This window comes from Rhizobium quercicola (assembly GCF_021168455.1).
Classification (GTDB): Bacteria; Pseudomonadota; Alphaproteobacteria; order Rhizobiales; family Rhizobiaceae; genus Ferranicluibacter; species Ferranicluibacter quercicola.
This window is the reverse complement of sequence record NZ_JAJOZR010000019.1, coordinates 32,512-59,453: the sequence shown is the minus strand read 5'-3', so window position 1 is coordinate 59,453 and position 26,942 is coordinate 32,512. Positions and strand designations below refer to the sequence as shown.

At 61.1% G+C, this 26,942-nt stretch carries 24 protein-coding genes and 4 tRNA genes; 23 read left to right on the top strand and 5 right to left on the bottom strand.

The annotated features are described in order from the left end of the window. Positions 1–58 precede the first annotated feature (58 nt). On the top strand, positions 59–574 hold the full coding sequence (locus tag LRX75_RS22210; protein WP_231816768.1) for a hypothetical protein: 516 nt from the start codon (positions 59–61) through the stop codon (positions 572–574). Positions 575–802: 228 nt separating this feature from the next. Here LRX75_RS22210 and LRX75_RS22205 read toward each other — a convergent pair whose 3' ends face one another. The 3 genes from LRX75_RS22205 to LRX75_RS22195 all read right to left on the bottom strand — a co-directional run bounded on the left by LRX75_RS22205 (position 803) and on the right by LRX75_RS22195 (position 2,492). Further along, entirely contained in the window at positions 803–1,093 is a 291-nt protein-coding gene (locus LRX75_RS22205; protein ID WP_231816767.1) for a hypothetical protein, read from the bottom strand. A 376-nt stretch (positions 1,094–1,469) separates the two neighbouring features. Then, positions 1,470–1,545 (bottom strand) — tRNA-Thr (locus LRX75_RS22200). Positions 1,546–1,613: 68 nt separating this feature from the next. After that, entirely contained in the window at positions 1,614–2,492 is an 879-nt protein-coding gene (locus LRX75_RS22195; RefSeq protein ID WP_231816766.1) for a TrmH family RNA methyltransferase, read from the bottom strand. Positions 2,493–2,725: 233 nt separating this feature from the next. Here LRX75_RS22195 and LRX75_RS22190 point away from each other — a divergent pair. The 14 genes from LRX75_RS22190 (at position 2,726) to rpoC (ending at position 19,040) form a co-directional block, all read left to right on the top strand. Beyond that, a tRNA-Tyr gene (locus tag LRX75_RS22190) sits at positions 2,726–2,810 on the top strand. Positions 2,811–2,835: 25 nt separating this feature from the next. Then, positions 2,836–2,909: transfer RNA gene (locus LRX75_RS22185), tRNA-Gly, on the top strand. Positions 2,910–3,173: 264 nt separating this feature from the next. After that, a complete protein-coding gene (gene tuf, locus LRX75_RS22180; RefSeq protein WP_231816765.1) occupies positions 3,174–4,349 on the top strand; it encodes an elongation factor Tu in 1,176 nt (391 codons plus the stop codon). 191 nt (positions 4,350–4,540) lie between these two features. Beyond that, positions 4,541–5,455, top strand: coding sequence for an NAD-dependent epimerase/dehydratase family protein (locus LRX75_RS22175; RefSeq protein ID WP_231816764.1), 915 nt, complete (start codon positions 4,541–4,543; stop codon positions 5,453–5,455). 313 nt (positions 5,456–5,768) lie between these two features. Continuing rightward, a complete protein-coding gene (locus LRX75_RS22170; protein WP_231816763.1) occupies positions 5,769–6,380 on the top strand; it encodes a hypothetical protein in 612 nt (203 codons plus the stop codon). Between the two features lie 146 nt (positions 6,381–6,526). Beyond that, positions 6,527–6,602: transfer RNA gene (locus LRX75_RS22165), tRNA-Trp, on the top strand. A 237-nt stretch (positions 6,603–6,839) separates the two neighbouring features. Then, on the top strand, positions 6,840–7,040 hold the full coding sequence (secE, locus tag LRX75_RS22160; protein WP_062472472.1) for a preprotein translocase subunit SecE: 201 nt from the start codon (positions 6,840–6,842) through the stop codon (positions 7,038–7,040). A gap of 16 nt (positions 7,041–7,056) precedes the next feature. After that, positions 7,057–7,587 (top strand): transcription termination/antitermination protein NusG, encoded by a 531-nt coding sequence (gene nusG / locus LRX75_RS22155; RefSeq protein ID WP_113152669.1) that lies wholly within the window; start codon positions 7,057–7,059, stop codon positions 7,585–7,587. A gap of 228 nt (positions 7,588–7,815) precedes the next feature. After that, complete coding sequence (gene rplK / locus LRX75_RS22150; protein ID WP_110731251.1) at positions 7,816–8,247, top strand: 50S ribosomal protein L11; 432 nt, start codon at positions 7,816–7,818, stop codon at positions 8,245–8,247. Between the two features lies 1 nt (position 8,248). Then, entirely contained in the window at positions 8,249–8,947 is a 699-nt protein-coding gene (gene rplA / locus LRX75_RS22145; RefSeq protein ID WP_113152663.1) for a 50S ribosomal protein L1, read from the top strand. A gap of 329 nt (positions 8,948–9,276) precedes the next feature. Further along, positions 9,277–9,798: a 50S ribosomal protein L10 gene (rplJ, locus tag LRX75_RS22140; RefSeq protein ID WP_062472478.1), complete on the top strand. Its 522-nt coding sequence runs from the start codon at positions 9,277–9,279 to the stop codon at positions 9,796–9,798. A gap of 59 nt (positions 9,799–9,857) precedes the next feature. Next, complete coding sequence (gene rplL, locus LRX75_RS22135; protein WP_062472481.1) at positions 9,858–10,235, top strand: 50S ribosomal protein L7/L12; 378 nt, start codon at positions 9,858–9,860, stop codon at positions 10,233–10,235. Positions 10,236–10,500: 265 nt separating this feature from the next. Next, positions 10,501–14,640 (top strand): DNA-directed RNA polymerase subunit beta, encoded by a 4,140-nt coding sequence (rpoB, locus tag LRX75_RS22130; RefSeq protein WP_113152665.1) that lies wholly within the window; start codon positions 10,501–10,503, stop codon positions 14,638–14,640. Positions 14,641–14,834: 194 nt separating this feature from the next. Next, on the top strand, positions 14,835–19,040 hold the full coding sequence (gene rpoC / locus LRX75_RS22125) for a DNA-directed RNA polymerase subunit beta' (RefSeq protein ID WP_113152666.1): 4,206 nt from the start codon (positions 14,835–14,837) through the stop codon (positions 19,038–19,040). Between the two features lie 78 nt (positions 19,041–19,118). On the opposite strand, the gene LRX75_RS22120 is transcribed toward rpoC, so the two are convergent. Next, positions 19,119–19,541 carry an NUDIX hydrolase gene (locus tag LRX75_RS22120; protein ID WP_231816762.1) on the bottom strand — a complete coding sequence of 141 codons (423 nt, stop codon included), beginning with the start codon at positions 19,539–19,541 and terminating at the stop codon, positions 19,119–19,121. A 3-nt stretch (positions 19,542–19,544) separates the two neighbouring features. Continuing rightward, positions 19,545–19,841 (bottom strand): transcriptional regulator, encoded by a 297-nt coding sequence (locus LRX75_RS22115; protein WP_092933395.1) that lies wholly within the window; start codon positions 19,839–19,841, stop codon positions 19,545–19,547. A 549-nt stretch (positions 19,842–20,390) separates the two neighbouring features. On the opposite strand from LRX75_RS22115, the gene rpsL reads away from it, so the two are divergent. The 8 genes from rpsL to LRX75_RS22075 all read left to right on the top strand — a co-directional run bounded on the left by rpsL (position 20,391) and on the right by LRX75_RS22075 (position 26,893). Further along, on the top strand, positions 20,391–20,762 hold the full coding sequence (gene rpsL, locus LRX75_RS22110) for a 30S ribosomal protein S12 (RefSeq protein ID WP_003507760.1): 372 nt from the start codon (positions 20,391–20,393) through the stop codon (positions 20,760–20,762). Positions 20,763–20,819: 57 nt separating this feature from the next. Beyond that, a complete protein-coding gene (rpsG, locus tag LRX75_RS22105) occupies positions 20,820–21,290 on the top strand; it encodes a 30S ribosomal protein S7 (RefSeq protein WP_018325882.1) in 471 nt (156 codons plus the stop codon). Positions 21,291–21,320: 30 nt separating this feature from the next. Then, positions 21,321–23,420, top strand: a complete 2,100-nt coding sequence (gene fusA / locus LRX75_RS22100; RefSeq protein ID WP_113152668.1) for an elongation factor G — start codon at positions 21,321–21,323, stop codon at positions 23,418–23,420. A gap of 69 nt (positions 23,421–23,489) precedes the next feature. Beyond that, positions 23,490–24,665, top strand: a complete 1,176-nt coding sequence (tuf, locus tag LRX75_RS22095) for an elongation factor Tu (RefSeq protein ID WP_092987788.1) — start codon at positions 23,490–23,492, stop codon at positions 24,663–24,665. Between the two features lie 140 nt (positions 24,666–24,805). After that, positions 24,806–25,114 carry a 30S ribosomal protein S10 gene (gene rpsJ / locus LRX75_RS22090; protein ID WP_003507767.1) on the top strand — a complete coding sequence of 103 codons (309 nt, stop codon included), beginning with the start codon at positions 24,806–24,808 and terminating at the stop codon, positions 25,112–25,114. Between the two features lie 173 nt (positions 25,115–25,287). Next, positions 25,288–25,983: a 50S ribosomal protein L3 gene (gene rplC / locus LRX75_RS22085; RefSeq protein WP_062468299.1), complete on the top strand. Its 696-nt coding sequence runs from the start codon at positions 25,288–25,290 to the stop codon at positions 25,981–25,983. Continuing rightward, a complete protein-coding gene (gene rplD / locus LRX75_RS22080; RefSeq protein ID WP_113151897.1) occupies positions 25,983–26,603 on the top strand; it encodes a 50S ribosomal protein L4 in 621 nt (206 codons plus the stop codon). The genes rplC and rplD overlap by 1 nt, the downstream gene beginning before the upstream one ends. Continuing rightward, on the top strand, positions 26,600–26,893 hold the full coding sequence (locus LRX75_RS22075; RefSeq protein WP_062468296.1) for a 50S ribosomal protein L23: 294 nt from the start codon (positions 26,600–26,602) through the stop codon (positions 26,891–26,893). The genes rplD and LRX75_RS22075 overlap by 4 nt, the downstream gene beginning before the upstream one ends. The last annotated feature ends 49 nt before the right edge of the window (positions 26,894–26,942 follow it).

The window sequence follows — 26,942 nt, the reverse complement described above, 5'->3', positions numbered from 1 at the left end:
TGGAAACTATCGGGCAAATGAGCGATGAACCACTCATTAGCTTGCCAGCAGTGGCGCGATGATACTCTTCCGGCCCTTCGGAATGAGCCGTGGTCGTATAAGCTACACCACGTCCTGGGACACGATCCACAAAAACGCTCGGTTCTGCGGAGCCAAGTGCCGGAACACGTTCCACAAGCGCAAGCGCCTGGAGGAGGCGAAGTTGCGTTCGTCCGAATTTCGGACGAACGTGGAGGCCGAACCAAGCGTCCGAATTTCGGACGCGTCCAATATCCTCAGACATCCTGCTCTAACGATCGAGGCCTTCGACGCTCTCTTCCGTCCGCCCCGCCAGCCGACCCTTGCCGAGACGCTCGCGGCATCATTCGGCGGCCTGCGTCCATTCGTGGCGCAGGGCGATCTTGTCCGCGATCTGCGCATTCGGTTCATTCAGGAAGGACTGTCGTGGACAGCAGCGCAGACAGAGGCCGAGCAGACCGTGGAGGAGGCAATCCAGATCGCCGGCCTTGAAAGGCCGCGGAGCACCATCGCTGGCGGCTACCGTTTGGACCGGGAGCGAAGGGCGGTGCGGTGAGGCGAAAAGTCGATCTTCCACCATTGGTGTAACATCAATTCTCGGGCTTTTCCTGCATTGCAGGAAATCGATGTTCCTGCACTGCAGGGAGTTGATGTTCCCCCGTCGGGGGAACATCCCTTAATGAGGAGAGTCTCCGTCCTCAGTTTGAGGATGGACGTTTTCCCCGTTGGGGGAGCGTCCGTCCACCGCTGGTGGTTCAACCCCCATTGGGGGACGGACCTCTGATCAGTCCGCCAGCGCCGGATCTTCGAAGCGAAGCTCGAACCGGATGCCGTCAGCTTTCGCTTGCGGGCACCGCTTCTCGATCTCCGCGACAGTCTGCACGGCCCGAAATTTGTCGTGCTTGAAATAGAACGTAAAGACAGGGTTTGGCCCGGGCGTCCCGTTCTCCAGGAAGCTTCCGTGAAACTTGAAGCCGTCGTAGTCATCGACGTCGTAAGCGCCTTCGTTCGCCAGATCATCGACCGCCTGCTTGATCTCGTTTTCGGCTTTCGCCACCTTGTCGCCGAAACTCATTCCCTATCTCCATCTCTCGACCGTGCCTTATGGCTGCAAGGTAGATGGCGGTCGGGCAGGCTTGGTTCAAGCGAGCGGTGCGCCCACGGATTTCGTGGACGCAAACCGTCCGACTTCTGCTCAAAAAAGAGCGAAAGCCACGGGTCCGACTTTTACTGCAATACAGTAGAAGCCCGGTCCCCCGTTTTGGAAAATCAAGTTTCTGCCATTTTGGGGAGAATTCCCCAAAAGGTCAGCCGAACGGATCCCTGATCTGGGAACCGGCGAGTTCTTGCCAGCTTTGGCAAAAACCTGATCTGTTACCCAGTTTGTTACCCGAAGGTGTTTGACGGTCAGGGTGTTACCCTGAAAAGGCGACCTAAGCGCCTGAAATGATTGGTGCCCCCACCAGGACTCGAACCCGGGACCCCCTGATTACAAATCAGGTGCTCTACCAACTGAGCTATAAGGGCAGCTGCGGAGGAATTAGCAGATTCCTCCGGCGTGTAAAGCGGGAAATGCGTGCCGGTGCCGCGCGTGCCTACCGTTTCAGGTGGGCGCGCGCGGCATAGAGCGCGATGGCGGCGGCGTTGGAGACGTTGAGGGATTTGATGGCACCGGGCATGTCGAGGCGGGCGAGTGCGGAGACCGTGTCGCGGGTCTTCTGGCGAAGACCCTTGCCTTCGGCACCGAGCACGAGCGCGACACGCTCGCCGACGAAAGTGCTTTCGAGCGGTGCGGGACCGTCCGAATCAAGGCCGATCGAGTGGAAGCCGAGGCCGTGCAGCTCTTCGAGCGCATCGGCGAGATTGGTGATCTGGATGTAGGGGATGAGCTCCATGGCGCCGGAGGCGGACTTGGCCATGACGCCCGATTCGGTCGGGCTGTGGCGCATGGTGGTGATGACGGCGCCCGCGTCGAATGCCACCGCCGAGCGCAGGACCGCGCCGACATTGTGCGGATCGGTGACCTGATCGAGGACGAGGATCAGCGGGCTGTCCTTGAGCGCGGACAACCGGCGCACGGGCAGGGGCTTCGTTTCCAGCATGACGCCCTGATGGATGGCGTCGGGCCCGAGGATCTTGTCGAGATCCTGCGGCGAGACGATCTCCACCGGGAAGGGCAGGGACTCGGTGTTCTTGATCTCCAGGCGCACGAGCGCGTTCAGGGTTGCCGAGAGGCTGACGATCTTGCGTTCCGGATTGGCGAGTGCTGCCTTGACGGTGTGGATGCCGTAGAGCTGGACCTGATCGGGCGCGAGCGGCGGCGCCTGCCACGCAGCCTTGCCGCCTTTGGCGCGGCGATCGTCGGGCGGCGTCGGAATCTCTCCGCGCTCGCGCTTCTGGTCGCGATGTGCCCGGCGCAGCGTTGCGTAATGGGTGTCTTTGGCGCTCTTGTCGCCTGAAGGATCTTTGCTCATGCTGAACCTATATCGGGCAAGGGCTGGCAGGGAAACCATTTTCCCGCGGCTCGTGGGACGGAGCGGCGGGGCATTTGGCGATCGGCTGTGGAAGATTTCCATCTTTTGAAAAAACTGGTGACGTCGTGTTGACAGGAGGAAACGAGGCGGTCATATACCCGGCGCAGATCAAGGGGCGGCACAAACAGCCGCTTTCGAAGATCGAACTGGTCGCTTGATCCCGACGGAATACTGGAGGGATGCCCGAGTGGTTAAAGGGGACGGACTGTAAATCCGTTGGCTCAGCCTACGTTGGTTCAAATCCAACTCCCTCCACCATTCTGTCGCACGGATCAAGACCCCCGCGGGTATAGCTCAATGGTAGAGCAGCAGCCTTCCAAGCTGAATACGCGGGTTCGATTCCCGCTACCCGCTCCAGCTTCAAGACAAACCGTCAATCCGCGCGCGACGATGCGGCAGAACGCCGATCCCGCGCGCCCTTCCGCCATTGTATTCGACCGGAGCACATCCCACATGCGGCGCTGACGGTCGATGGTTCCTTCCCGGGGATCTTCCGGCCATTTTCACGGGCGCAAATAGGCCTTGCGCAATCCTTGCGAAACCCTTAAACGCCTCCCCAAACCGGCCGGCGGCACACTGGCCTGCCGGGCCGTATCTCATTGATCACAGGAAAACATACCCATGGCAAAGAGCAAGTTTGAACGCAACAAGCCGCACGTGAACATCGGAACGATCGGTCACGTCGACCATGGCAAGACGTCGCTGACGGCAGCGATCACGAAGTACTTCGGCGAGTTCAAGGCGTACGACCAGATCGACGCCGCTCCGGAAGAAAAGGCCCGCGGCATCACCATCTCGACGGCGCACGTCGAGTACGAGACGCCGGCCCGCCACTACGCCCACGTCGACTGCCCCGGCCACGCCGACTACGTCAAGAACATGATCACCGGTGCTGCCCAGATGGACGGCGCGATCCTCGTCTGCTCGGCCGCCGACGGCCCGATGCCCCAGACCCGCGAGCACATCCTGCTGGCCCGTCAGGTCGGCGTTCCCGCGATCGTCGTGTTCCTCAACAAGGTCGACCAGGTCGATGACGCCGAACTTCTCGAGCTCGTCGAGCTGGAAGTTCGCGAACTCCTGTCGTCCTACGACTTCCCCGGCGACGACATTCCGATCATCAAGGGCTCGGCTCTGGCCGCTCTCGAAGACAGCGACAAGAAGATCGGCGAAGACGCGATCCGCGAACTGATGGCCGCCGTCGACGCGTACATCCCGACGCCGGAGCGTCCGATTAACCTGCCGTTCCTGATGCCGATCGAAGACGTGTTCTCGATCTCCGGTCGTGGTACGGTCGTGACCGGTCGCGTCGAGCGCGGCATCGTCAAGGTCGGTGAGGAAGTCGAGATCGTCGGCATCCGCGCAACGTCGAAGACGACGGTGACGGGCGTCGAAATGTTCCGCAAGCTGCTCGATCAGGGCCAGGCCGGCGACAACATCGGTGCACTCGTTCGCGGCGTCACGCGTGACGGCGTCGAGCGTGGCCAGATCCTGTGCAAGCCGGGTTCGGTCAAGCCGCACAAGAAGTTCATGGCCGAAGCCTACATCCTGACGAAGGAAGAAGGCGGCCGTCATACGCCGTTCTTCACGAACTACCGTCCGCAGTTCTACTTCCGCACGACGGACGTGACGGGCATCGTGACGCTGCCGGAAGGCACGGAAATGGTCATGCCGGGCGACAACGTCACCGTTGCCGTCGAGCTGATCGTTCCGATCGCGATGGAAGAAAAGCTGCGCTTCGCAATCCGCGAAGGCGGCCGCACCGTCGGCGCCGGTATCGTGGCTTCGATCGTCGAGTAATCCGCAACGACGACACGGCATGTTCGTGCCGTGTCGTCGATCGGTGGATAACATAGGAAAAGCGCTGCCCTCGGGTGGCGCTTTTCTCGTTTGCGCCCCTGAAGACGGATGTTCGGCTGCATCTCTCCTCCTCCCGCTTGTTCTCCTCTCCCAATGCGTTAGATCCGCCTTGGCATTCTGGAGGATATATTGTGAAGAAACGCATTCTGTTTACCGGCGGCGCCGGCAAGGCCGGCCGGCATGTCGTGCCGTATCTGGTGGACGCCGGCTATGAGGTCCACAATCTCGACCTCGTGCCGCTCGACCATCCCGGCGTCACCAATCTCATCGTCGACATCACGGATAGCGGACAGGTCTTCAACGCATTGTCCATGCATGCCGACATGCCCGATCTCGACCGCGCGCCGATCGGCAAGGGCAGGGGCATGCAGCCCTACGATGCCGTCGTGCACTTCGCGGCGATTCCGCGCATCCTGATCAAGCCCGACAACGAGACCTTTCGCATCAACACGATCGGCACCTACAATGTCATCGAAGCCGCCGCGAAATTCGGCGTCCGCAAGATCCTCGTCGCCTCCAGCGAGACGACCTACGGCATCTGCTTTGCCGAGGGGCACCGCGACGTCGCCAAGTTTCCGCTGGAGGAAGACGACGATGTCAGCCCCATGGACAGCTACGGTCTGTCCAAGGTGCTCAACGAGAAGACGGCCCGCGCCTTTGCAGAGCGCTTCGGGATCGATATCTACGCGATCCGGATCGGCAACGTCATCGAGCCCCATGAATATGCGATGTTCCCGACATGGTTCGCCGATCCGACCATCCGCAAGCGCATCGCCTGGAGCTACATCGACGCGCGGGACCTCGGGCAGATCTGCAAGCTCGGCATCGAGCGGGACGGACTGGGTTTCCAGGTGTTCAACGCCGCCAACGATACGACGTCCGCCAACACACCGACGGCGGATCTTCTGCGGGCGTTCTTCCCGAACGTGCCGGTCCAGCGCGACCTCGGGACCTATGAGAGCCTGCTGTCCAACGCCAAGATCCGCGATGTTCTTGGCTTTCGCCAGGACCATGACTGGCGGACATACGTGCCGGTTTCCGGTTGAGGCGTTTCTCTGACCATGGCATGGCGCGGGCCGTTCGCGCGCCATGCCATCTTGAGAATACCCCCTTAAGTTTTGGGGGTTTCACGCGGCGGCTGCCCAGTCTATCCTGGGAAAGCTTCGACGCACGATAGCGGTGCGAAGCCTTCGCTCCCGGACAGTCCGGGGCAACGGCACCTGTGCGGTCCGCGTTCCAGGTGACGGGTTTTCGGCAGGGCATGTCCGTCGATCGGTCTCGACCGGCAGCTCCGAACGGTGGAACACGCACATGATCCCGATATCCCCAACGGCTTTCGCCGTCGCTTGCTGTGCGTTTATGGCTTTCAGTCTGCCGCTGGCCGCGCAGGCCGAGGATCGCCTGATCTGGCAGCCGACGAGGTCGGGCGAGAACGGCATGCATCTGCGGATGGGTGTCAAGCTTCCGGTGGACGGCGAGGCGAGCGCCGGCGCGGATGTGTCGGTCGCCGCAACCCGGTCCGGCCGCGTCGAGGACACGCCGGTCGATGTCTGGGCGCGTGTCGCCGTTCGTCGTGGGGCCCGGACGGCGGTGGTGACCAGCCGGACCGTCGATGGCATGTTCGATCCCCGGACGGGAACTGGCAGTCTGGATCTCGGCATGGAACGAAAGCGGATCCTTGACGAACGCCTCGATCTGCAACGCATCCGCGGCATCAACGTCTCCTGCAACGCGCATCTCAAGCGCTGCGACGACGTCGTCATCCGCCAGTCGGCCCGTCTTTCGGCCGTGGCGACGGGGACCGCGCTCGTCGCGGAGGGCAGCTATTCCGCGGCAACGCTCGACTTCTCCAACCTTGTGCGGGTGGAGCAGAAGGTGACGCGGAAGATGAACGTGACGGCAACGCTGGCAGCACCGTTCCGGGACGACAGGCAGGCCAGCATCAGCCTGTCCTACGCCTTCAACTGGTAGCCCATGGACGCATTTGCCGGGAGAGGGCGCGGTCCCGGCCGAAAAGATGAAAAGCCCTCTTGCCAATCCGGCGCGCCCGTCTTAAAGGAGCGCACGGCCGACACGACGACGATACGCTCCCCGGAGCTGTTCCGTCTGCGCCGTGAAGGGGTATAGCTCAGTTGGTAGAGCGGCGGTCTCCAAAACCGCAGGTCGTCGGTTCAAGCCCGGCTGCCCCTGCCATTTCCACACCGCCGCCGCCTCATCACCCCGCGACATTAGTGTCGTAAACCCCGATGAAGCGGCGTTTCGCGGGTCGGGACGATGGCTCGGCGCCCCCGGTGCCGGACGGCATAATTCGCTTAAAAGATCGGAAAGTCCTTGTGATTTTCAGAATCGGTCTTTATGTAGGGTCCAACAGACACGCGGCGCGTGGGGCTGAGCATTCAGCTTTACGGGCCGTCAAGGCGTGAGCAATCAATGGCAGCGAAGACTAATCCCGTAACGTTTCTGAAGCAGGTCCGCTCCGAGACGGCAAAAGTGACATGGCCCTCCCGCCGGGAAACCGTGATCTCCACGCTGATGGTGTTCATCATGGTCATCCTTGCTGCGGCTTTCTTTTTTGCTGCGGATCAATTGATGGGCTGGCTCATCGGCCTCGTCCTCAATGTTGGCATCTAATCGAGTGGGAATGAACATGGCTCCGCGTTGGTATATCGTTCACGCCTATTCGAACTTCGAGAAGAAGGTCGCCGAGTCGATCGAGGAGAAGGCCAAACAGAAGGGCTTGAGCCATCTGTTTGAAAAGATCCTCGTTCCGACCGAGAAGGTTGTCGAAGTCCGTCGCGGCCGCAAGGTCGATGCCGAACGCAAGTTTTTCCCGGGTTACGTGATGGTTCGCGCCAACCTGACGGATGAGGCCTATCACCTCATCAAGAACACGCCGAAGGTCACCGGGTTCCTCGGGTCCGACAACAAGCCTGTTCCGATTCCCGATTCCGAAGCCGATCGCATTCTCGGTCAGGTGCAGGACGGTGTGGATCGGCCGAAGCCGTCGATTTCCTTCGAGGTCGGCGAGCAGGTCCGCGTTTCGGACGGCCCCTTCGCCTCGTTCAACGGCATCGTTCAGGATGTCGACGAGGAGCGCGCCCGCCTGAAGGTCGAAGTCTCGATTTTCGGTCGCGCGACGCCGGTCGATCTCGAATTCGCTCAGGTCGAGAAGGTCTGAGTCAACGAATGACGATCCGCCCAGGGGTGGATCTTCAGGCGGCGATATCGCCGCCACCGCGTGGAAGGGGAAGGGCTCTTAGCCGGACCCGGAAACCGCACCACGCAACCGCAGCCGCCGCATTTCATCGAGATACGGCATCCGTGACCGGGAAACCGGTCGAACGCCCGATCCGCGACGCGCCGTCATGGTGCATCCGGGGGTCGGACAGAGAAAAGGCAGAGAGTAATGGCTAAGAAAGTTATGGGCCAGCTCAAGCTGCAGGTGAAGGCAGGGTCGGCCAATCCGTCCCCGCCGATCGGTCCTGCACTTGGTCAGCGCGGCATCAACATCATGGAATTCTGCAAGGCGTTCAACGCCGCCACGCAGGAAATGGAAAAGGGCATGCCGATCCCGGTCGTCATCACCTACTTCCAGGACAAGTCCTTTACCTTCGCGATGAAGAAGCCGCCGGTCAGCTACTTCCTCAAGAAGGAAGCGAAGATCACCTCGGGTTCCAAGACTCCGGGCAAGGGCGGTGCTGCCGCAACCCTCACCAAGGCCCAGATCCGTTCGATCGCCGAAGCCAAGATGAAGGACCTGAATGCAGCCGATATCGAAGGCGCGATGACCATGATCGAGGGCTCCGCCCGCGCCATGGGTCTGGAAGTGGTGGCGTAAGATGACAAAGCTTGCAAAGCGCGTACAGAAGACACGCGAAGGCGTCGATCCCACGAAGATCTACAGCCTGTCGGACGCTATCGGCATGGTCAAGGAACGGGCGATCGCCAAGTTCGACGAAACCATCGAAGTGGCCATGAACCTCGGCGTTGACCCGCGTCACGCAGACCAGATGGTCCGCGGCGTCGTCAACCTGCCGAACGGCACCGGCCGCGACGTTCGCGTCGCCGTTTTCGCCCGTGGCGCCAAGGCTGACGAAGCCCGCGCAGCCGGTGCGGACGTCGTCGGCGCCGAAGATCTCGTCGAGATCGTCCAGGGCGGCAAGATCGACTTCGATCGTTGCATCGCGACCCCGGACATGATGCCGCTCGTCGGCCGTCTCGGCAAGGTTCTCGGCCCGCGCGGCATGATGCCGAACCCGAAGGTCGGCACCGTGACCATGGACGTCACCGGCGCCGTCAAGGCCTCCAAGGGTGGCGCCGTCGAGTTCCGCGTCGAGAAGGCTGGTATCATCCACGCCGGCATCGGCAAGGCCTCGTTCGCTCCGGGCGCCCTGGAAGAAAACATCCGTGCTTTCGCGGATGCGGTCGTCAAGGCAAAGCCGGCAGGTGCCAAGGGCAACTACGTCAAGCGCATCGCGATTTCCTCGACCATGGGTCCGGGCGTCAAGATCGATCTGTCGACGCTCAGCGTCGCCTGATCCGGCCGGCGGGGCGCAGGCCCTGCCGAACACGAATTCCGGTCCTTCGGGACCGGATATCCAGGCTTCGGCCTGGAACTCCTGTCCGAGATTGCAGGTGGTTATCCCTTAATCACTGATGCCTGCATGAGACGGGTGAGACCCGAATTTGTCCTGAGGCTCCGGCCGAGGGAAACATCGGTTCGAACCTCGGCTTGCCTTGTGAGCGCCTCGCGGCGCTTCGCAGGGGACAGGATCCTCGAGCGTCGCCCGGGATCGTTTCGATCCCGCGCGGCAAAGGCAAACCCGGCAGGCCTGCAGGATTGCGGTCTGCCAACTGGAGATAGGCAGTGGAAAGAGCGGAAAAACGCGAATTCGTCACGGAGCTGAACGAAGTCTTCAAGGCTTCCGGTTCGGTTGTCGTGGCCCACTATGCCGGCGTCACCGTTGCGCAAATGAACGATTTTCGTTCGAAGATGCGCGCAGCTGGCGGCACCGTCAAAGTCGCGAAGAACCGCCTGGCCAAGATTGCCCTTCAGGGTACGGAGTCCGAAGGGATCGTTGATCTCTTCAAGGGTCAGACGCTCATTGCATACAGCAATGACCCGATCGTGGCTCCCAAGGTCGTCGTGGATTTCGCCAAGACCAACGACAAGGTCGTTGTTCTCGGTGGTTCCATGGGTACCACAACGCTGAATGCGGAAGGCGTCAAGTCGCTTGCGACCCTGCCTTCGCTGGATGAACTGCGTGGAAAGCTGCTGGGCATGATCCAGACCCCGGCTACCCGTATCGCAGGCGTTGTTGCAGCACCGGCAAGCCAGCTTGCCCGCGTGTTCGCGGCCTATGCCAAGAAGGACGAAGAAGCCGCATAAGGCGGTTTTTCGCTGTTTATATCAACATCGGTTCGAATTGAACAAAAGGAACTATGACAATGGCTGATCTCTCTAAGATCGTTGAAGACCTCTCCTCGCTGACCGTTCTGGAAGCCGCAGAACTGTCGAAGCTTCTCGAAGAAAAGTGGGGCGTTTCCGCTGCTGCACCGGTGGCCGTTGCTGCTGCCGGCGGCGCTGGCGCTGCTGCTCCCGTCGAGGAAGAAAAGACCGAGTTCGACGTTATCCTGGCTGAAGCCGGCGCTAACAAGATCAACGTCATCAAGGAAGTCCGCGCGATCACCGGCCTCGGCCTCAAGGAAGCCAAGGACCTGGTCGAAGCTGCTCCGAAGGCCGTCAAGGAAGGCGTTTCCAAGGCTGAAGCTGCCGACCTCAAGAAGAAGCTCGAAGATGCTGGCGCCAAGGTTGACGTCAAGTAATCTGGCTTTATGACAGAGAGAGGCGGCCCGAAAGGGCTGCCTCTCTTTGACCGTTTTTCGAACGTATTACCCAAAAGCCCCCACATCATCGGCTTTTTGGTAATGGGTTCTTCAAGAGGATGGTCCCGGTACCTGGACGACACGGCATTCCGCGCTTTGTGTCCTGGGCCGCGAGACGAGATTGAGCAATCCATCTTAGACGGGGTCGACTGGCCATCGGTCCCCGTCCGTTTTAGGCCCGGATGCACATATTGAAGGAGCGACGATGGCTCAGACCCTTACGTTTAACGGTCGCAGGCGCGTACGCAAGTTTTTCGGCAAAATCCCCGAAGTCGCAGAAATGCCGAACCTCATCGAGGTTCAGAAGGCGTCTTACGACCAGTTCCTGATGGTCAAGGAGCCGGCTGGCGGCCGTCCCGACGAGGGACTGCAGTCGGTTTTCAAGTCCGTCTTCCCGATCAGCGACTTCTCCGGCGCCTCCATGCTGGAGTTCGTATCCTATGAGTTCGAGCCCCCGAAGTTCGACGTCGATGAGTGCCGTCAGCGCGACCTGACCTACGCCGCGCCGCTCAAAGTGACGCTGCGTCTCATCGTGTTCGATATCGATGAAGATACGGGCGCGAAGTCCGTCAAGGACATCAAGGAACAGAACGTCTACATGGGCGATATGCCGCTCATGACGAACAACGGCACGTTCATCGTCAACGGCACCGAGCGCGTCATCGTCTCGCAGATGCACCGTTCTCCGGGTGTGTTCTTCGACCACGACAAGGGCAAGAGCCACTCGTCGGGCAAGCTGCTGTTCGCCGCACGCGTCATTCCCTATCGCGGTTCCTGGCTCGACATCGAGTTCGACGCCAAGGACATCGTGCATGCGCGTATCGACCGTCGCCGCAAGATCCCCGTCTCCTCCCTGCTGATGGCACTTGGCATGGACGGCGAAGAGATCCTCGAGACGTTCTACACGAAGTCCTTCTACAAGCGCGACGGCAAGGGCTGGCGGATTCCGTTCCAGCCGGAGGTCCTGAAGGGTCAGAAGGCCATCACCGAGATGATCGACGCCGACACCGGCGAAGTCGTCGTGGAAAGCGGTAAGAAGCTGACCCCGCGTCTGCTCCGTTCGCTGACCGAGAAGGGTCTTAAGGCCATCAAGGCGTCGGATGACGATCTCTACGGCAACTACCTCGCCGAAGACCTCGTCAACATGGAAACCGGTGAAATCTTCCTGGAAGCCGGCGACGAGATCGACGAGAAGACGCTTGGCGTGATCCTGGCCGCGGGCTTCGAAGAGATCCCCGTGCTCGACATCGACCACATCAATGTCGGCGCCTATATCCGCAACACGATCGCTGTCGACAAGAACGAGAACCGTCAGGACGCTCTGTTCGATATCTATCGCGTCATGCGCCCGGGCGAGCCGCCGACCATGGATTCGGCCGAAGCCATGTTCAACACGCTGTTCTTCGATGCCGAGCGTTACGATCTCTCGGCCGTCGGCCGCGTGAAGATGAACATGCGCCTCGATCTCGATTGCCCGGACACGGTTCGTGTCCTGCGCAAGGAAGACATCCTGGCCGTCGTGAAGATGCTTGTCGAACTGCGTGACGGCAAGGGCGAGATCGACGACATCGACAACCTCGGCAACCGCCGCGTTCGTTCCGTCGGCGAACTGATGGAAAATCAGTATCGTCTCGGCCTGCTCCGCATGGAGCGCGCCATCAAGGAACGCATGTCGTCGATCGAGATCGATACCGTCATGCCGCAGGACCTGATCAACGCCAAGCCGGCGGCGGCCGCCGTGCGCGAGTTCTTCGGTTCCTCGCAGCTGTCGCAGTTCATGGACCAGGTCAACCCGCTCTCGGAAATCACCCACAAGCGCCGTCTTTCGGCTCTTGGACCGGGCGGTCTGACCCGCGAGCGTGCAGGCTTCGAAGTCCGCGACGTTCACCCGACCCATTACGGCCGTATCTGCCCGATCGAGACGCCGGAAGGCCCGAACATCGGTCTGATCAACTCGCTCGCAACCTTTGCCCGCGTCAACAAGTACGGCTTCATCGAAAGCCCGTACCGCAAGATCGTGGACGGCAAGGTGACGCGCGAAGTGGTCTACCTCTCCGCCATGGAAGAGGCCAAGTACCACGTCGCCCAGGCGAACTCCGTGCTGAATGCCGACAATGAATTCGAGGAAGAATTCGTGGTCTGCCGTCACTCGGGCGAAGTCATGCTGACGCCGCGCGACCAGATCAACCTGATGGACGTCTCGCCGAAGCAGCTCGTGTCCGTTGCCGCCGCTCTCATCCCGTTCCTCGAGAACGACGATGCGAACCGCGCGCTCATGGGCTCGAACATGCAGCGTCAGGCCGTGCCTCTGCTGCGCGCCGAAGCGCCGTTCGTCGGCACCGGCATGGAGCCGGTCGTTGCCCGTGACTCGGGCGCTGCCATCGCGGCTCGCCGCGGCGGTGTCGTCGATCAGGTCGATGCGACGCGTATCGTCATCCGCGCCACGGAAGAGCTCGAAGCCGGCAAGTCCGGCGTCGATATCTATCGTCTGCAGAAGTTCCAGCGCTCCAACCAGAACACCTGCGTCAACCAGCGCCCGCTGGTCACCGTCGGTGACATCCTGAACAAGGGCGACATCATCGCGGACGGTCCCTCGACCGACCTCGGCGATCTCGCGCTCGGCCGCAACGCGCTCGTCGCGTTCATGCCCTGGAACGGCTACAACTACGAGGACTCGATCCTGCTGTCCGAGCGCATCGTGCGCGACGACGTGTTCACCTCCATCCACATCGAAGAATTCGAAGTGATGGCGCGCGACACGAAGCTGGGTCCGGAAGAAATCACGCGCGACATTCCGAACGTCTCGGAAGAGGCGCTGAAGAACCTCGATGAAGCCGGCATCGTCTATATCGGTGCGGAAGTGCAGCCGGGCGACATCCTCGTCGGCAAGATCACGCCGAAGGGCGAAAGCCCGATGACGCCGGAAGAAAAGCTTCTGCGCGCCATCTTCGGCGAAAAGGCTTCCGACGTCCGCGACACCTCCATGCGCATGCCTCCGGGCACGTTCGGGACCATCGTCGAAGTTCGCGTTTTCAACCGCCACGGCGTTGAAAAGGACGAGCGTGCGATGGCGATCGAGCGCGAGGAAATCGAACGTCTCGCAAAGGACCGCGACGACGAACAGGCGATCCTCGACCGCAACGTCTACGCCCGCCTGATCGACATGCTGCGCGGCCACGCCGCCGTTGCAGGTCCGAAGGGCTTCAAGAAGGGCACGGAGCTGACCAACGCGATCGTCTCCGAATATCCCCGCTCGCAGTGGTGGATGTTCGCCGTCGAGGACGAGAAGGCACAGGGCGAAATCGAAGCTCTGCGGGGCCAGTACGACGAGTCGAAGTCGCTGCTCGAACACCGCTTCATGGACAAGGTCGAGAAGGTCCAGCGCGGCGACGAAATGCCTCCGGGCGTGATGAAGATGGTCAAGGTCTTCGTCGCTGTGAAGCGCAAGATCCAGCCAGGCGACAAGATGGCTGGCCGTCACGGCAACAAGGGTGTCGTGTCGCGCATCGTTCCGATCGAGGACATGCCGTTCCTGGAAGACGGGACGCATGTGGACGTGGTTCTGAACCCGCTGGGCGTGCCGTCGCGCATGAACGTCGGCCAGATCCTCGAGACGCACCTCGGCTGGGCTTGCGCCGGCATGGGTCGCAAGATCGGTGATATGCTCGACGCCTACAAGGCAGGCGCCGACATCCAGCCGCTGCGCGACACCATCGACAGCGTCATCGGATCCGGTCCGAAGGGTGAGCCGATCAAGGACTACGACGACGACAGCATCGTTCGTCTGGCCGAGCAGACGCGCCGCGGCGTGTCGATCGCGACGCCGGTCTTCGACGGCGCGGTGGAAGCCGACGTCAACGAGATGCTGGAGCAGGCGGGCCTGAAGATCTCGGGTCAGTCCACGCTGTATGATGGCCGTACGGGCGACCAGTTCGACCGTCAGGTCACGGTCGGCTACATCTACATGCTCAAGCTGAACCACCTCGTGGACGACAAGATCCATGCGCGTTCGATCGGTCCTTACTCGCTGGTCACCCAGCAGCCGCTCGGCGGCAAGGCCCAGTTCGGCGGTCAGCGCTTCGGGGAAATGGAAGTCTGGGCTCTGGAAGCCTACGGCGCCGCCTACACCCTGCAGGAAATGCTGACGGTGAAGTCGGACGACGTGGCCGGACGCACCAAGGTCTACGAAGCGATCGTGCGCGGCGACGACACGTTCGAGGCGGGCATTCCGGAGAGCTTCAACGTTCTCGTCAAGGAAATGCGCTCCCTCGGCCTGTCCGTCGAGCTCGAGAATTCGAAGCTTGAGGATCTCCAGCCGACGCAGCTGCCGGACGCCGCTGAATAAAACGCGATTGACGCGCGCGCCCTGAAACGGCGCGCGCATGTCCTGCCGGTCGTCTCCGCGATGGAGAGGACGGGGCAGGGCACTGAGCCGCACCCGATGCGGTTTTATCCGTTTGACGAGCACAAGGGCCGGCGCCCGGGAAATGCCGGCGACCAGCGCTCAAGATAAGGGGCTTCGCCCCAAAGGAGATAGGCATGAACCAAGAGGTCATGAACCTTTTCAATCCGCAGATGCCTGCACAGACCTTCGATTCGATCCGCATCTCGATCGCGTCGCCGGAGAAGATTCTCTCGTGGTCGTTCGGCGAGATCAAGAAGCCGGAAACCATCAACTACCGGACGTTCAAGCCGGAACGCGACGGCCTCTTCTGCGCACGCATCTTCGGGCCCATCAAGGACTACGAGTGCCTGTGCGGCAAGTACAAGCGCATGAAGTACAAGGGCATCATCTGCGAAAAGTGCGGCGTCGAAGTCACGCTGTCGCGCGTTCGGCGCGAGCGCATGGGCCACATCGAGCTCGCGGCCCCGGTCGCCCACATCTGGTTCCTGAAATCCCTGCCGAGCCGCATCGCGACGCTGCTCGACATGACGCTGAAGGATATTGAACGCGTCCTCTATTTCGAAAACTACATCGTCACCGAGCCGGGCCTGACCTCTCTGAAGGAGAACCAGCTTCTCTCGGAAGAAGAGTACATGATCGCCGTCGACGAGTTCGGCGAAGACCAGTTCACGGCGATGATCGGCGCAGAAGCCATCTACGAGATGCTCGCCTCGATGAATCTCGAGAAGATCGCTGGCGATCTGCGCCAGGACATGGCTGACACCACGTCCGAGCTGAAGCAGAAGAAGCTGATGAAGCGCCTGAAGATCGTCGAGAACTTCATGGAATCCGGCAACCGTCCGGAATGGATGATCATGAAGGTCGTTCCGGTCATCCCGCCGGATCTGCGCCCGCTGGTTCCGCTCGACGGCGGCCGTTTCGCGACGTCGGACCTCAACGATCTCTACCGCCGCGTCATCAACCGCAACAACCGCCTGAAGCGCCTGATCGAGCTTCGTGCGCCCGGCATCATCATCCGCAACGAAAAGCGCATGCTGCAGGAATCCGTCGATGCGCTGTTCGACAACGGCCGTCGCGGTCGCGTCATCACGGGTGCCAACAAGCGTCCGCTGAAGTCGCTGTCCGACATGCTGAAGGGCAAGCAGGGCCGTTTCCGCCAGAACCTGCTCGGCAAGCGCGTCGACTATTCCGGCCGTTCGGTCATCGTCACCGGTCCGGAACTGAAGCTGCACCAGTGCGGCCTGCCGAAGAAGATGGCGCTCGAGCTCTTCAAGCCGTTCATCTACGCCCGTCTCGACGCCAAGGGCTTCTCGTCCACGGTCAAGCAGGCTAAGAAGCTGGTGGAAAAGGAAAAGCCGGAAGTCTGGGACATCCTCGACGAGGTGATCCGCGAGCATCCGGTTCTCCTGAACCGCGCGCCGACGCTGCACCGCCTGGGCATCCAGGCCTTTGAACCCACGCTGGTCGAAGGCAAGGCCATCCAGCTGCATCCGCTCGTCTGCACGGCCTTCAACGCCGACTTCGACGGCGACCAGATGGCCGTTCACGTGCCGCTGTCGCTGGAAGCCCAGCTGGAAGCCCGCGTGCTGATGATGTCGACCAACAACATCCTGCACCCGGCCAACGGCGCACCGATCATCGTTCCGTCGCAGGACATGGTTCTCGGGCTCTACTACTTGTCGATCCTCAACCAGAACGAGCCGGGCGAAGGCATGGCCTTCTCCGACATCGGGGAACTGCATCACGCGCTCGACAACAAGTCGGTCACGCTGCATGCGAAGATCCGTGGTCGCTTCAAGTCGGTCGACGAGAACGGCAAGCCGGTCTCCAAGATCTTCGAAACGACCCCCGGCCGCATGCTCATCGGCGAACTTCTGCCGAAGAACGTCAACGTGCCGTTCGACGTCTGCAACCAGGAACTGACCAAGAAGAACATCTCCAAGATGATCGACACGGTCTACCGTCACTGCGGTCAAAAGGACACGGTCATCTTCTGCGACCGGATCATGCAGCTCGGCTTCGCCCATGCCTGCCGCGCCGGCATTTCGTTCGGCAAGGACGACATGGTCATTCCGGAAACCAAGGCCAAGATCGTCGGTGACACCGAGTCGCTGGTGAAGGAATACGAACAGCAGTACAATGACGGCCTGATCACCCAGGGCGAAAAGTACAACAAGGTCGTCGACGCCTGGGGCAAGGCCACCGAAAAGGTCGCCGAAGACATGATGGCCCGCATTAAGGCCGTCGAGTTCGACGACAACGGCCGTCAGAAGCCGATGAACGCGATCTACATGATGTCGCACTCGGGCGCCCGTGGTTCTCCGAACCAGATGCGTCAGCTGGGCGGGATGCGTGGTCTCATGGCCAAGCCCTCGGGCGAAATCATCGAGACTCCGATCATCTCGAACTTCAAGGAAGGCCTGACCGTTAACGAGTACTTCAACTCGACCCACGGTGCCCGTAAGGGCCTCGCAGATACCGCCCTGAAGACGGCGAACTCCGGTTACCTGACGCGTCGTCTCGTCGACGTGGCGCAGGATTGCATCGTCAACTCGGTCGATTGCGGTACCGAAAACGGCCTCACCATGACCGCCATCGTCGATGCCGGTCAGGTCGTTGCCTCCATCGGCGCCCGCGTTCTCGGTCGTACGGCTCTCGACAACATCGATCATCCGGTCACCGGCGATCGCATTGTCGACGCTGGCCGCATGATCCTGGAAGCCGACGTGGTCGAGATCGAAAAGGCCGGCATCCAGTCGATCCGGATCCGTTCGGCCCTGACCTGCGAAATCCAGACCGGCGTCTGCGGCGTTTGCTACGGTCGCGACCTTGCCCGCGGTACCCCTGTCAACATGGGCGAAGCGGTCGGCGTCATCGCGGCCCAGTCGATCGGCGAACCGGGCACGCAGCTCACCATGCGCACGTTCCACCTTGGTGGCACGGCCAACGTGGTCGACCAGTCGTTCCTGGAAGCCTCGTACGAAGGCACGATCCAGATCAAGAACCGCAACATGCTGCGCAACTCCGATGGCATCCTCATTGCCATGGGTCGTAACATGGCGATCCAGATCCTGGACGAGCGCGGCGTGGAACGGTCCTCGCAGCGTGTCGCCTACGGTTCGAAGATCTTCGTGGATGACGGCGACAAGGTTCGTCGCGGTCAGCGTTTCGCAGAGTGGGACCCCTACACGCGCCCGATGATGACGGAAGTCGAAGGTACGGTTCATTTCGAAGATATCGTCGACGGTATCTCCGTTCTCGAAGCGACCGACGAAGCGACCGGCATCACCAAGCGTCAGGTCATCGACTGGCGTTCGACGCCGAGGGGTATCGACCTGAAGCCGGCGATCGTCATCAAGGACAAGAACGGCGTCGTTGCCAAGCTGTCCCGCGGTGGCGAAGCCCGATTCCTGCTGTCGGTCGATGCGATCCTGTCGGTCGAGCCCGGTACGAAGGTCTCCCAGGGTGACGTGCTCGCACGTTCGCCGCTGGAAAGCGCCAAGACCAAGGACATCACCGGTGGTCTGCCGCGTGTTGCCGAACTCTTCGAAGCGCGTCGTCCGAAGGACCACGCGATCATCGCGGAGATCGACGGCACGATCCGCTTCGGTCGCGACTACAAGAACAAGCGTCGCGTGCTGATCGAGCCGGCGGAAGACGGTGTCGAGCCGGTCGAGTACCTGATCCCGAAGGGCAAGCCCTTCCACCTTCAGGACGGCGACTATATCGAAAAGGGTGATTACATCCTCGACGGTAACCCGGCGCCGCACGACATCCTGGCGATCAAGGGCGTGGAGGCACTCGCGTCCTACCTCGTGAACGAAATCCAGGAAGTCTACCGCCTGCAGGGCGTTGTCATCAACGACAAGCACATCGAGGTGATCGTTCGCCAGATGCTGCAGAAGGTGGAAGTGACCGACGCCGGTGACTCGACCTATATTGTCGGCGACAGCGTGGACCGGATCGAACTGGAAGACGTCAACGACCAGCTGATCGAACAGGGCAAGAAGCCGGCCTACGGCGACCCTGTCCTGCTCGGCATCACCAAGGCGTCGCTGCAGACCCCGTCCTTCATCTCGGCCGCGTCCTTCCAGGAAACGACCAAGGTACTGACGGAAGCCGCGATCGCCGGCAAGACCGACGGCCTGCAGGGCCTCAAGGAAAACGTCATCGTCGGCCGCCTCATCCCGGCCGGTACCGGTGGCACCATGACGCAGATCCGCCGCATCGCTACGGCGCGCGACGAGATGATCCTCGAGGAACGCCGCAAGTCGACCGGCGCGGACACGGCAACGCCGATGCTCGCCGACATGGCCAGCGAGAACGCAGCCGCCGAGTAATCGGCAGGCACGACGACATCAAAAAGCCGCCCGGAGCGATCCGGGCGGCTTTTATCGTTCTTAGCGCTTGAAGCGGAATTATCGAAGGTGAGAAATGGCGTCAGCCATTCCCATTCCAAGCCGCTGGGCTGCCTCCGGGAATGACATCCAGGAGAAACGAAAGAGAATGCGGTCGCCCCCACCGGATGGCGACATTTCGAAATGCGTCCAGTTAGTCGGCGCGTCCATCAGAGCAACATGAAAATAGTGACGCCTGTGAACAATGGTGACGCCGTCCCGCACAAAGCTGTAGTCATGGACGGTCAGTGGTCGGGGAGGTGCGGGCACGCGTAATCCCGTCTCCTCCTCGAACTCGCGCGTCGCGGCGTCAGATGGTTCTTCACCGGGTTCGATGGTCCCCCCGGGAATCTGAAGCGCGATCTCGGGAAAGTCCGGTTCATCGAACACGAGCAAAGCGTCATGGAGCGTTGCGTAGATCAGAACCTTCTGCGTCGCCGCCATCCCTCAGTTGAACCGGATGATCGCCACTTCGCCCTCGAGCGCACCCTTGTAGGCCGAGGCATGCGGTTCGTCCTCCGGAACGCCTTCCAGCATGCCGATCTGGTCGAGGTCGGCTTCGAGGAAGCCCTCTTCTGCAAGCGCGTTCAACGCCTCGCGGACGGCGGAGTCGTCGTCGGCTGCGCGGAGCACGACATGGATATCGACGCCTTCGCCGCCACCGTCTTCTTCAAAGGCCTTGCCGATGATGATGAAGACCATGGGATCGTCGGAATTGTTGTCGTTGTCGGGCAGGACCGTCATGGAGACTCCTCTTGTCGGGTCTTTGAAAATGCGGCAATGAGCGCCGATGGAGTGATCTATATCAAAAGCGGCGGTCGCGACAATTCGTTCCCGCAGCTCCTTCGAGCGCAAGCGATTCTTTCTGCAAGCTGTTGCCGATTCTCATGGCGGGCGTCGGATCGCGGCTGCGGACTCTGCCGGTCGGCGGGCCACAGAGCCTCGCAAACCCCGCATTTGCAGGCTTTCGGGCGCAGGGCGGGGGAGAATTCTTAGGATTTGCCCTTGACTGAGGGGGGGTAAAACAGTACACCCCGCCTCATCGGAGCCCATGTGAGGCTGGCTGGTTCGGAACGACACGTTCTGGAGTTCGCCTCAAACAAGGTTCAAACGCACGCTGAAGACCAAGAATGCTGCACGCAAGACGCCGGAAAACGGCGTCCTCTGCTTTTCATGGGGCATCTGCTGAAACGCGGATCGGCCCTTGTTCGCGCATTTCCACGCGTACGCAAAAGCCGGAGACGGCAGTAATCCGCCCGAGAGGGTAACGAAGATTTTGCAAGGGATGGTTATATGCCTACCGTAAACCAGCTGATCCGCAAGCCGCGTCAGGCACAGGTCAAGCGCAACAAGGTACCGGCGCTTCAGGAAAATCCGCAGAAGCGCGGCGTGTGCACACGCGTCTACACGACGACCCCGAAGAAGCCGAACTCGGCACTTCGTAAGGTTGCCAAGATCCGTCTGACCAATGGCTTCGAAGTCATCGGCTACATCCCGGGCGAAGGCCACAACCTCCAGGAACACTCCGTCGTGATGATCCGCGGCGGCCGCGTCAAGGACTTGCCCGGCGTTCGCTACCACATCATCCGTGGTGTTCTCGATACCCAGGGTGTCAAGAACCGCAAGCAGCGCCGCTCGAAGTACGGCGCGAAGCGTCCGAAGTAATCGACCACCAGCGCCATTTCGCTGGGTAAACAAAGATAAAGTTGAGAGACGAAACATATGTCCCGTCGCCATAGTGCAGAAAAGCGTGAGATCAATCCGGACCCCAAGTTCGGCGATCTCGTTGTCACCAAGTTCATGAACGCCATCATGCTTCATGGGAAGAAGTCGGTTGCCGAAAACATCGTTTACGGTGCTTTCGATGCCGTTCAGGGCAAGCTGAAGCAGGAGCCGGTCGCCGTGTTCCATTCGGCTCTCGACAATATCGCTCCGCACGTAGAAGTCCGTTCGCGCCGCGTTGGTGGTGCGACGTACCAGGTTCCGGTCGATGTCCGTCCGGAGCGTCGTCAGGCTCTCGCCATCCGCTGGCTCATCGCCGCAGCTCGCAAGCGCAATGAAACGACCATGATCGATCGCCTCTGCGGCGAACTCATGGACGCCGCGAACAATCGCGGTAGCGCAGTGAAGAAGCGCGAAGACACGCACAAGATGGCCGACGCCAACCGCGCTTTCTCGCATTATCGCTGGTAATCGACGTCCATTTTCGAAAGGCAGTCCATCATGGCTCGCGAATATAAAATCGAAGACTACCGCAATTTCGGGATCATGGCGCATATCGACGCCGGCAAGACCACGACCACCGAGCGGATTCTTTACTACACCGGCAAGTCGCACAAGATCGGCGAAGTGCACGACGGCGCTGCCACCATGGACTGGATGGAGCAGGAGCAGGAACGCGGCATCACCATCACGTCGGCTGCGACCACGACCTACTGGAAGGGTCGCGACGGCAAGATGCGTCGCTTCAACATCATCGACACGCCCGGCCACGTCGACTTCACGATCGAAGTCGAGCGTTCGCTGCGCGTTCTCGACGGTGCGATCGCTCTCCTCGACGCCAACGCCGGCGTCGAGCCGCAGACGGAAACCGTCTGGCGTCAGGCCGAGAAGTACAACGTTCCGCGCATGATCTTCTGCAACAAGATGGACAAGACGGGCGCTGATTTCTATCGCTCGGTGTCCATGATCAAGTCGCGCCTCGGTGCGATCCCGGTCGTCATGCAGCTGCCGATCGGTGCGGAAACCGAGTTCAAGGGCGTTGTCGATCTGATCGAGATGAACGCTCTCGTCTGGCGCGACGAGTCGCTCGGCGCGCAGTGGGACATCGTCGAGATCCCGGACGACATGAAGGACCAGGCTCAGGAATATCGTGAGCTCCTGATCGAGACCGTCGTCGACATCGACGAAGAAGCCATGGAAAACTACCTGAACGGTGTCATGCCCGACAACGATCAGATCCGTGCGCTCGTTCGTCGCGGCACCATCGACGTGAAGTTCCACCCGATGTTCTGCGGCACGGCCTTCAAGAACAAGGGCGTGCAGCCCCTGCTCGACGCCGTCTGCGACTATCTGCCGTCGCCGGCCGACATCCCTGCCATCAAGGGGATCGACGTCAAGACGGAAGCCGAGATCGAGCGTCATGCTTCGGACGAAGAGCCGCTGTCTATGCTCGCGTTCAAGATCATGAACGACCCCTTCGTCGGTTCGCTCACCTTCGCCCGCATCTACTCTGGCAAGCTCGAAAAGGGCACGTCGGTCATGAACACGGTCAAGGAAAAGCGCGAGCGCGTCGGCCGCATGCTGCAGATGCACTCGAACTCGCGTGAAGACATCGAGGAAGCCTTCGCCGGCGATATCGTTGCTCTCGCGGGCCTCAAGGAAACCACGACGGGTGACACGCTCTGCGATCCCCTGAAGCAGGTCATCCTCGAGCGCATGGAATTCCCCGAGCCGGTCATCCAGATCGCCATTGAGCCGAAGTCCAAGGGCGACCAGGAAAAGATGGGCCTCGCGCTCAACCGCCTGGCTGCCGAAGACCCGTCGTTCCGCGTCAAGACGGACGAAGAGTCCGGCCAGACGATCATCGCTGGCATGGGCGAGCTTCACCTCGACATTCTCGTCGACCGTATGCGTCGCGAGTTCAAGGTCGAAGCCAACGTCGGTGCGCCGCAGGTTGCCTATCGTGAAACCATCACGAAGAAGCACGAAGAAGACTACACGCACAAGAAGCAGTCCGGTGGTACCGGCCAGTTTGCGCGCGTCAAGATCATCTTCGAACCGAACCCGGATGGCGACGAGTTCAAGTTCGAGTCCAAGATCGTTGGTGGTTCCATTCCGAAGGAATACATCCCCGGCGTTCAGAAGGGCATCGAAAGCGTGCTGTCGTCCGGCCCGCTGGCAGGCTTTCCGATGCTCGGCGTCAAGGCGACGCTTATCGACGGTGCCTTCCACGACGTCGACTCTTCGGTCCTCGCCTTCGAAATCGCATCGCGTGCCTGCTTCCGTGAAGCATCGCGCAAGGCCGGCGCCCAGCTGCTCGAGCCGATGATGAAGGTCGAAGTCGTCACCCCGGAAGATTACGTCGGCGACGTCATCGGCGACCTGAACTCCCGCCGTGGCCAGATCCAGGGCCAGGAAAGCCGCGGCATCGCCGTGGTGATCAGCGCAAACGTACCGCTGGCGAACATGTTCAAGTACGTCGACAACCTGCGCTCCATGAGCCAGGGCCGCGCGCAGTACTCGATGGTCTTCGATCACTACGCACCGGTTCCGTCGAACGTCGCAACCGAAATCCAGGCGAAGTACTCCGGTCAGAAGTGACCGGAGCTTGACTGACGCCCGTTAAAACAGAATTGAACCCCGCAAGGGGCCACAGATGGAGAGCCGAAAATGGCAAAGAGCAAGTTTGAACGCAACAAGCCGCACGTGAACATCGGAACGATCGGTCACGTCGACCATGGCAAGACGTCGCTGACGGCAGCGATCACGAAGTACTTCGGCGAGTTCAAGGCGTACGACCAGATCGACGCCGCTCCGGAAGAAAAGGCCCGCGGCATCACCATCTCGACGGCGCACGTCGAGTACGAGACGCCGGCCCGCCACTACGCCCACGTCGACTGCCCCGGCCACGCCGACTACGTCAAGAACATGATCACCGGTGCTGCCCAGATGGACGGCGCGATCCTCGTCTGCTCGGCCGCCGACGGCCCGATGCCCCAGACCCGCGAGCACATCCTGCTGGCCCGTCAGGTCGGCGTTCCCGCTATCGTCGTGTTCCTCAACAAGGTCGACCAGGTCGATGACGCCGAACTTCTCGAGCTCGTCGAGCTGGAAGTTCGCGAACTCCTGTCGTCCTACGACTTCCCCGGCGACGACATTCCGATCGTCAAGGGCTCGGCTCTGGCCGCTCTGGAAGACAGCGACAAGAAGATCGGCGAAGACGCGATCCGCGAACTGATGGCCGCCGTCGACGCCTACATCCCGACGCCGGAGCGTCCGATCAACCTGCCGTTCCTGATGCCGATCGAAGACGTGTTCTCGATCTCGGGTCGTGGTACGGTCGTGACCGGTCGCGTCGAGCGCGGCATCGTCAAGGTTGGTGAGGAAGTCGAGATCGTCGGCATCCGCGCAACGTCGAAGACGACGGTGACGGGCGTCGAAATGTTCCGCAAGCTGCTCGATCAGGGCCAGGCCGGCGACAACATCGGTGCACTCGTTCGCGGCGTCACGCGTGACGGCGTCGAGCGTGGCCAGATCCTGTGCAAGCCGGGTTCGGTCAAGCCGCACAAGAAGTTCATGGCCGAAGCCTACATCCTGACGAAGGAAGAAGGCGGCCGTCATACGCCGTTCTTCACGAACTACCGTCCGCAGTTCTACTTCCGCACGACGGACGTGACGGGCATCGTGACGCTGCCGGAAGGCACGGAAATGGTCATGCCGGGCGACAACGTGACCGTTGCCGTCGAGCTGATCGTTCCGATCGCGATGGAAGAAAAGCTGCGCTTCGCAATCCGCGAAGGCGGCCGCACCGTCGGCGCCGGCATCGTGGCTTCGATCGTCGAGTAATCAGCGGCTAGGCCGTTGACCTAGCAGGGACCGGGCGCTAACAACCCGGTTCCTGCGCTTTTTGACAAGACGCGGCCGACCGTAACAATTGAAGATTTGGCGTATGGCCAGTTGCCCATACGGAAAAAAGGACTAGTCGAATGAACGGCCAGAATATCCGCATCCGCCTCAAGGCGTTTGATCACCGGATCCTCGATGCCTCCACGCGTGAAATCGTGTCGACGGCCAAGCGTACGGGCGCCAGCGTCCGTGGCCCCGTGCCGCTGCCCACGCGTATCGAAAAGTTCACGGTCAACCGGTCGCCCCACGTCGACAAGAAGAGCCGCGAACAGTTCGAGATGCGCACGCACAAGCGTCTTCTCGATATCGTCGATCCGACCCCCCAGACGGTCGACGCCCTGATGAAGCTCGATCTGGCCGCCGGCGTCGACGTCGAGATCAAGCTCTAAAGGCCCCTCCCGGAACGCTTCGGACCGGGTGGATATAACAAGGAAGGTACGTGGACATTCCGTCCAACGACTTCCAGAAACGGGTGACCAATGGCGCGAATGCCGGATGGAAGCCTTGAACAAAGAGGCTGAAGGGGTTTTCCCCGACAGGGACTCTGAAGAGGAATGAACCGATGCGTTCAGGTGTGATTGCACAGAAAGTGGGAATGACCCGGGTCTACAACGACGCCGGCGAGCACATTCCAGTGACCGTGTTGCGGATGGAAAACTGCCAGGTGGTGGGCCAGCGCACGGAAGAAAAGAACGGCTACGTCGCCGTGCAGCTCGGCGCAGGCCAGGCCAAGGTCAAGAACACGCCGAAGGCGATGCGCGGCCATTTCGCCGCTGCAAACGTCGAGCCGAAGGCGAAGCTCGTCGAGTTCCGGGTAACCTCGGAAAACCTGATCGACGTCGGCTCCGAGCTGACGGCAAGCCATTTCGTCACCGGCCAGCTGGTCGACGTGACGGGCACCTCGATCGGTAAGGGCTTTGCCGGCGCCATGAAGCGCCACAACTTCGGCGGTCTGCGTGCGACGCACGGCGTTTCGGTCTCGCACCGTTCGCATGGTTCGACCGGCTCCAACCAGGATCCGGGCCGCGTCTGGAAGGGCAAGCGCATGGCTGGTCACATGGGCCAGACGCGTATCACCACCCAGAACCTCGAAGTTGTATCCACCGATGAAGACCGCGGTCTGATCCTCGTCAAGGGCGCCGTCCCCGGCTCCAAGGGCTCCTGGATCGTCGTCCGCGACGCCATCAAGGCCGGCATCCCGGAAAACGCTCCGCGTCCGGCCGGCGTCCGCGCAGCAGCACATGAGGGAGCCGAATAATGGATCTCACCGTCACCACACTGGATGGTCAGGACGCAGGCACGGTTTCCCTGTCCGACGCCATCTTCGGCCTGGACGTACGCCAGGACCTGATCGCCCGCGTCGTTCGCTGGCAGCTCGCCAAGAAGCAGCAGGGCACGCACAAGACGCTCACGCGCGGCGAAGTCTCCCGCACCGGCGCCAAGATGTACAAGCAGAAGGGTACGGGCCGCGCGCGTCACCATTCCGCACGCGCTCCGCAGTTCCGCGGCGGTGGCAAGGCTCACGGCCCGGTCACGCGCAGCCATGAGCATGACCTTCCCAAGAAGGTTCGTGCACTCGGCCTGCGTCACGCCCTCTCTGCCAAGCTGAAGGCCGATGAGCTGATCATCGTGGACAGCCTGGTCGCGACGGAAGCCAAGACGAAGGCCCTGACCGGTGCATTCGCATCGCTGGGTCTCACCAACGCCCTGTTCATCGGCGGCGCCGAGCTCGACAACAACTTCAAGCTCGCTGCCAAGAACATCCCGAACGTGGACGTTCTCCCGATCCAGGGCATCAACGTTTACGACATTCTGCGCCGCGGCAAGCTCGTGCTTTCCAAGGATGCGATCGAGGCTCTGGAGGAGCGGTTCAAGTGACGGATCTTCGCCATTATGATGTGATCCTCTCTCCGTCGATCACCGAAAAATCCACGCTGGTTTCTGAACAGAACCAGATCATCTTCAACGTCGCCAAGGACGCATCGAAGCCTGAGATCAAGGCTGCGATCGAAGCTCTGTTCGGCGTCAAGGTCACGGCAGTGAACACGCTTCTCCGCAAGGGCAAGCTCAAGCGCTTCCGCGGCTTCGCTGGCCGGCAGCGGGATGTCAAGAAGGCGATCGTCACACTTGCTGACGGTCAGTCCATCGACGTCTCCACCGGACTCTAAAGGTTAAACCCAGAGCGGTTTCATAACCCCCGGGTAAAGACCCAAAAGG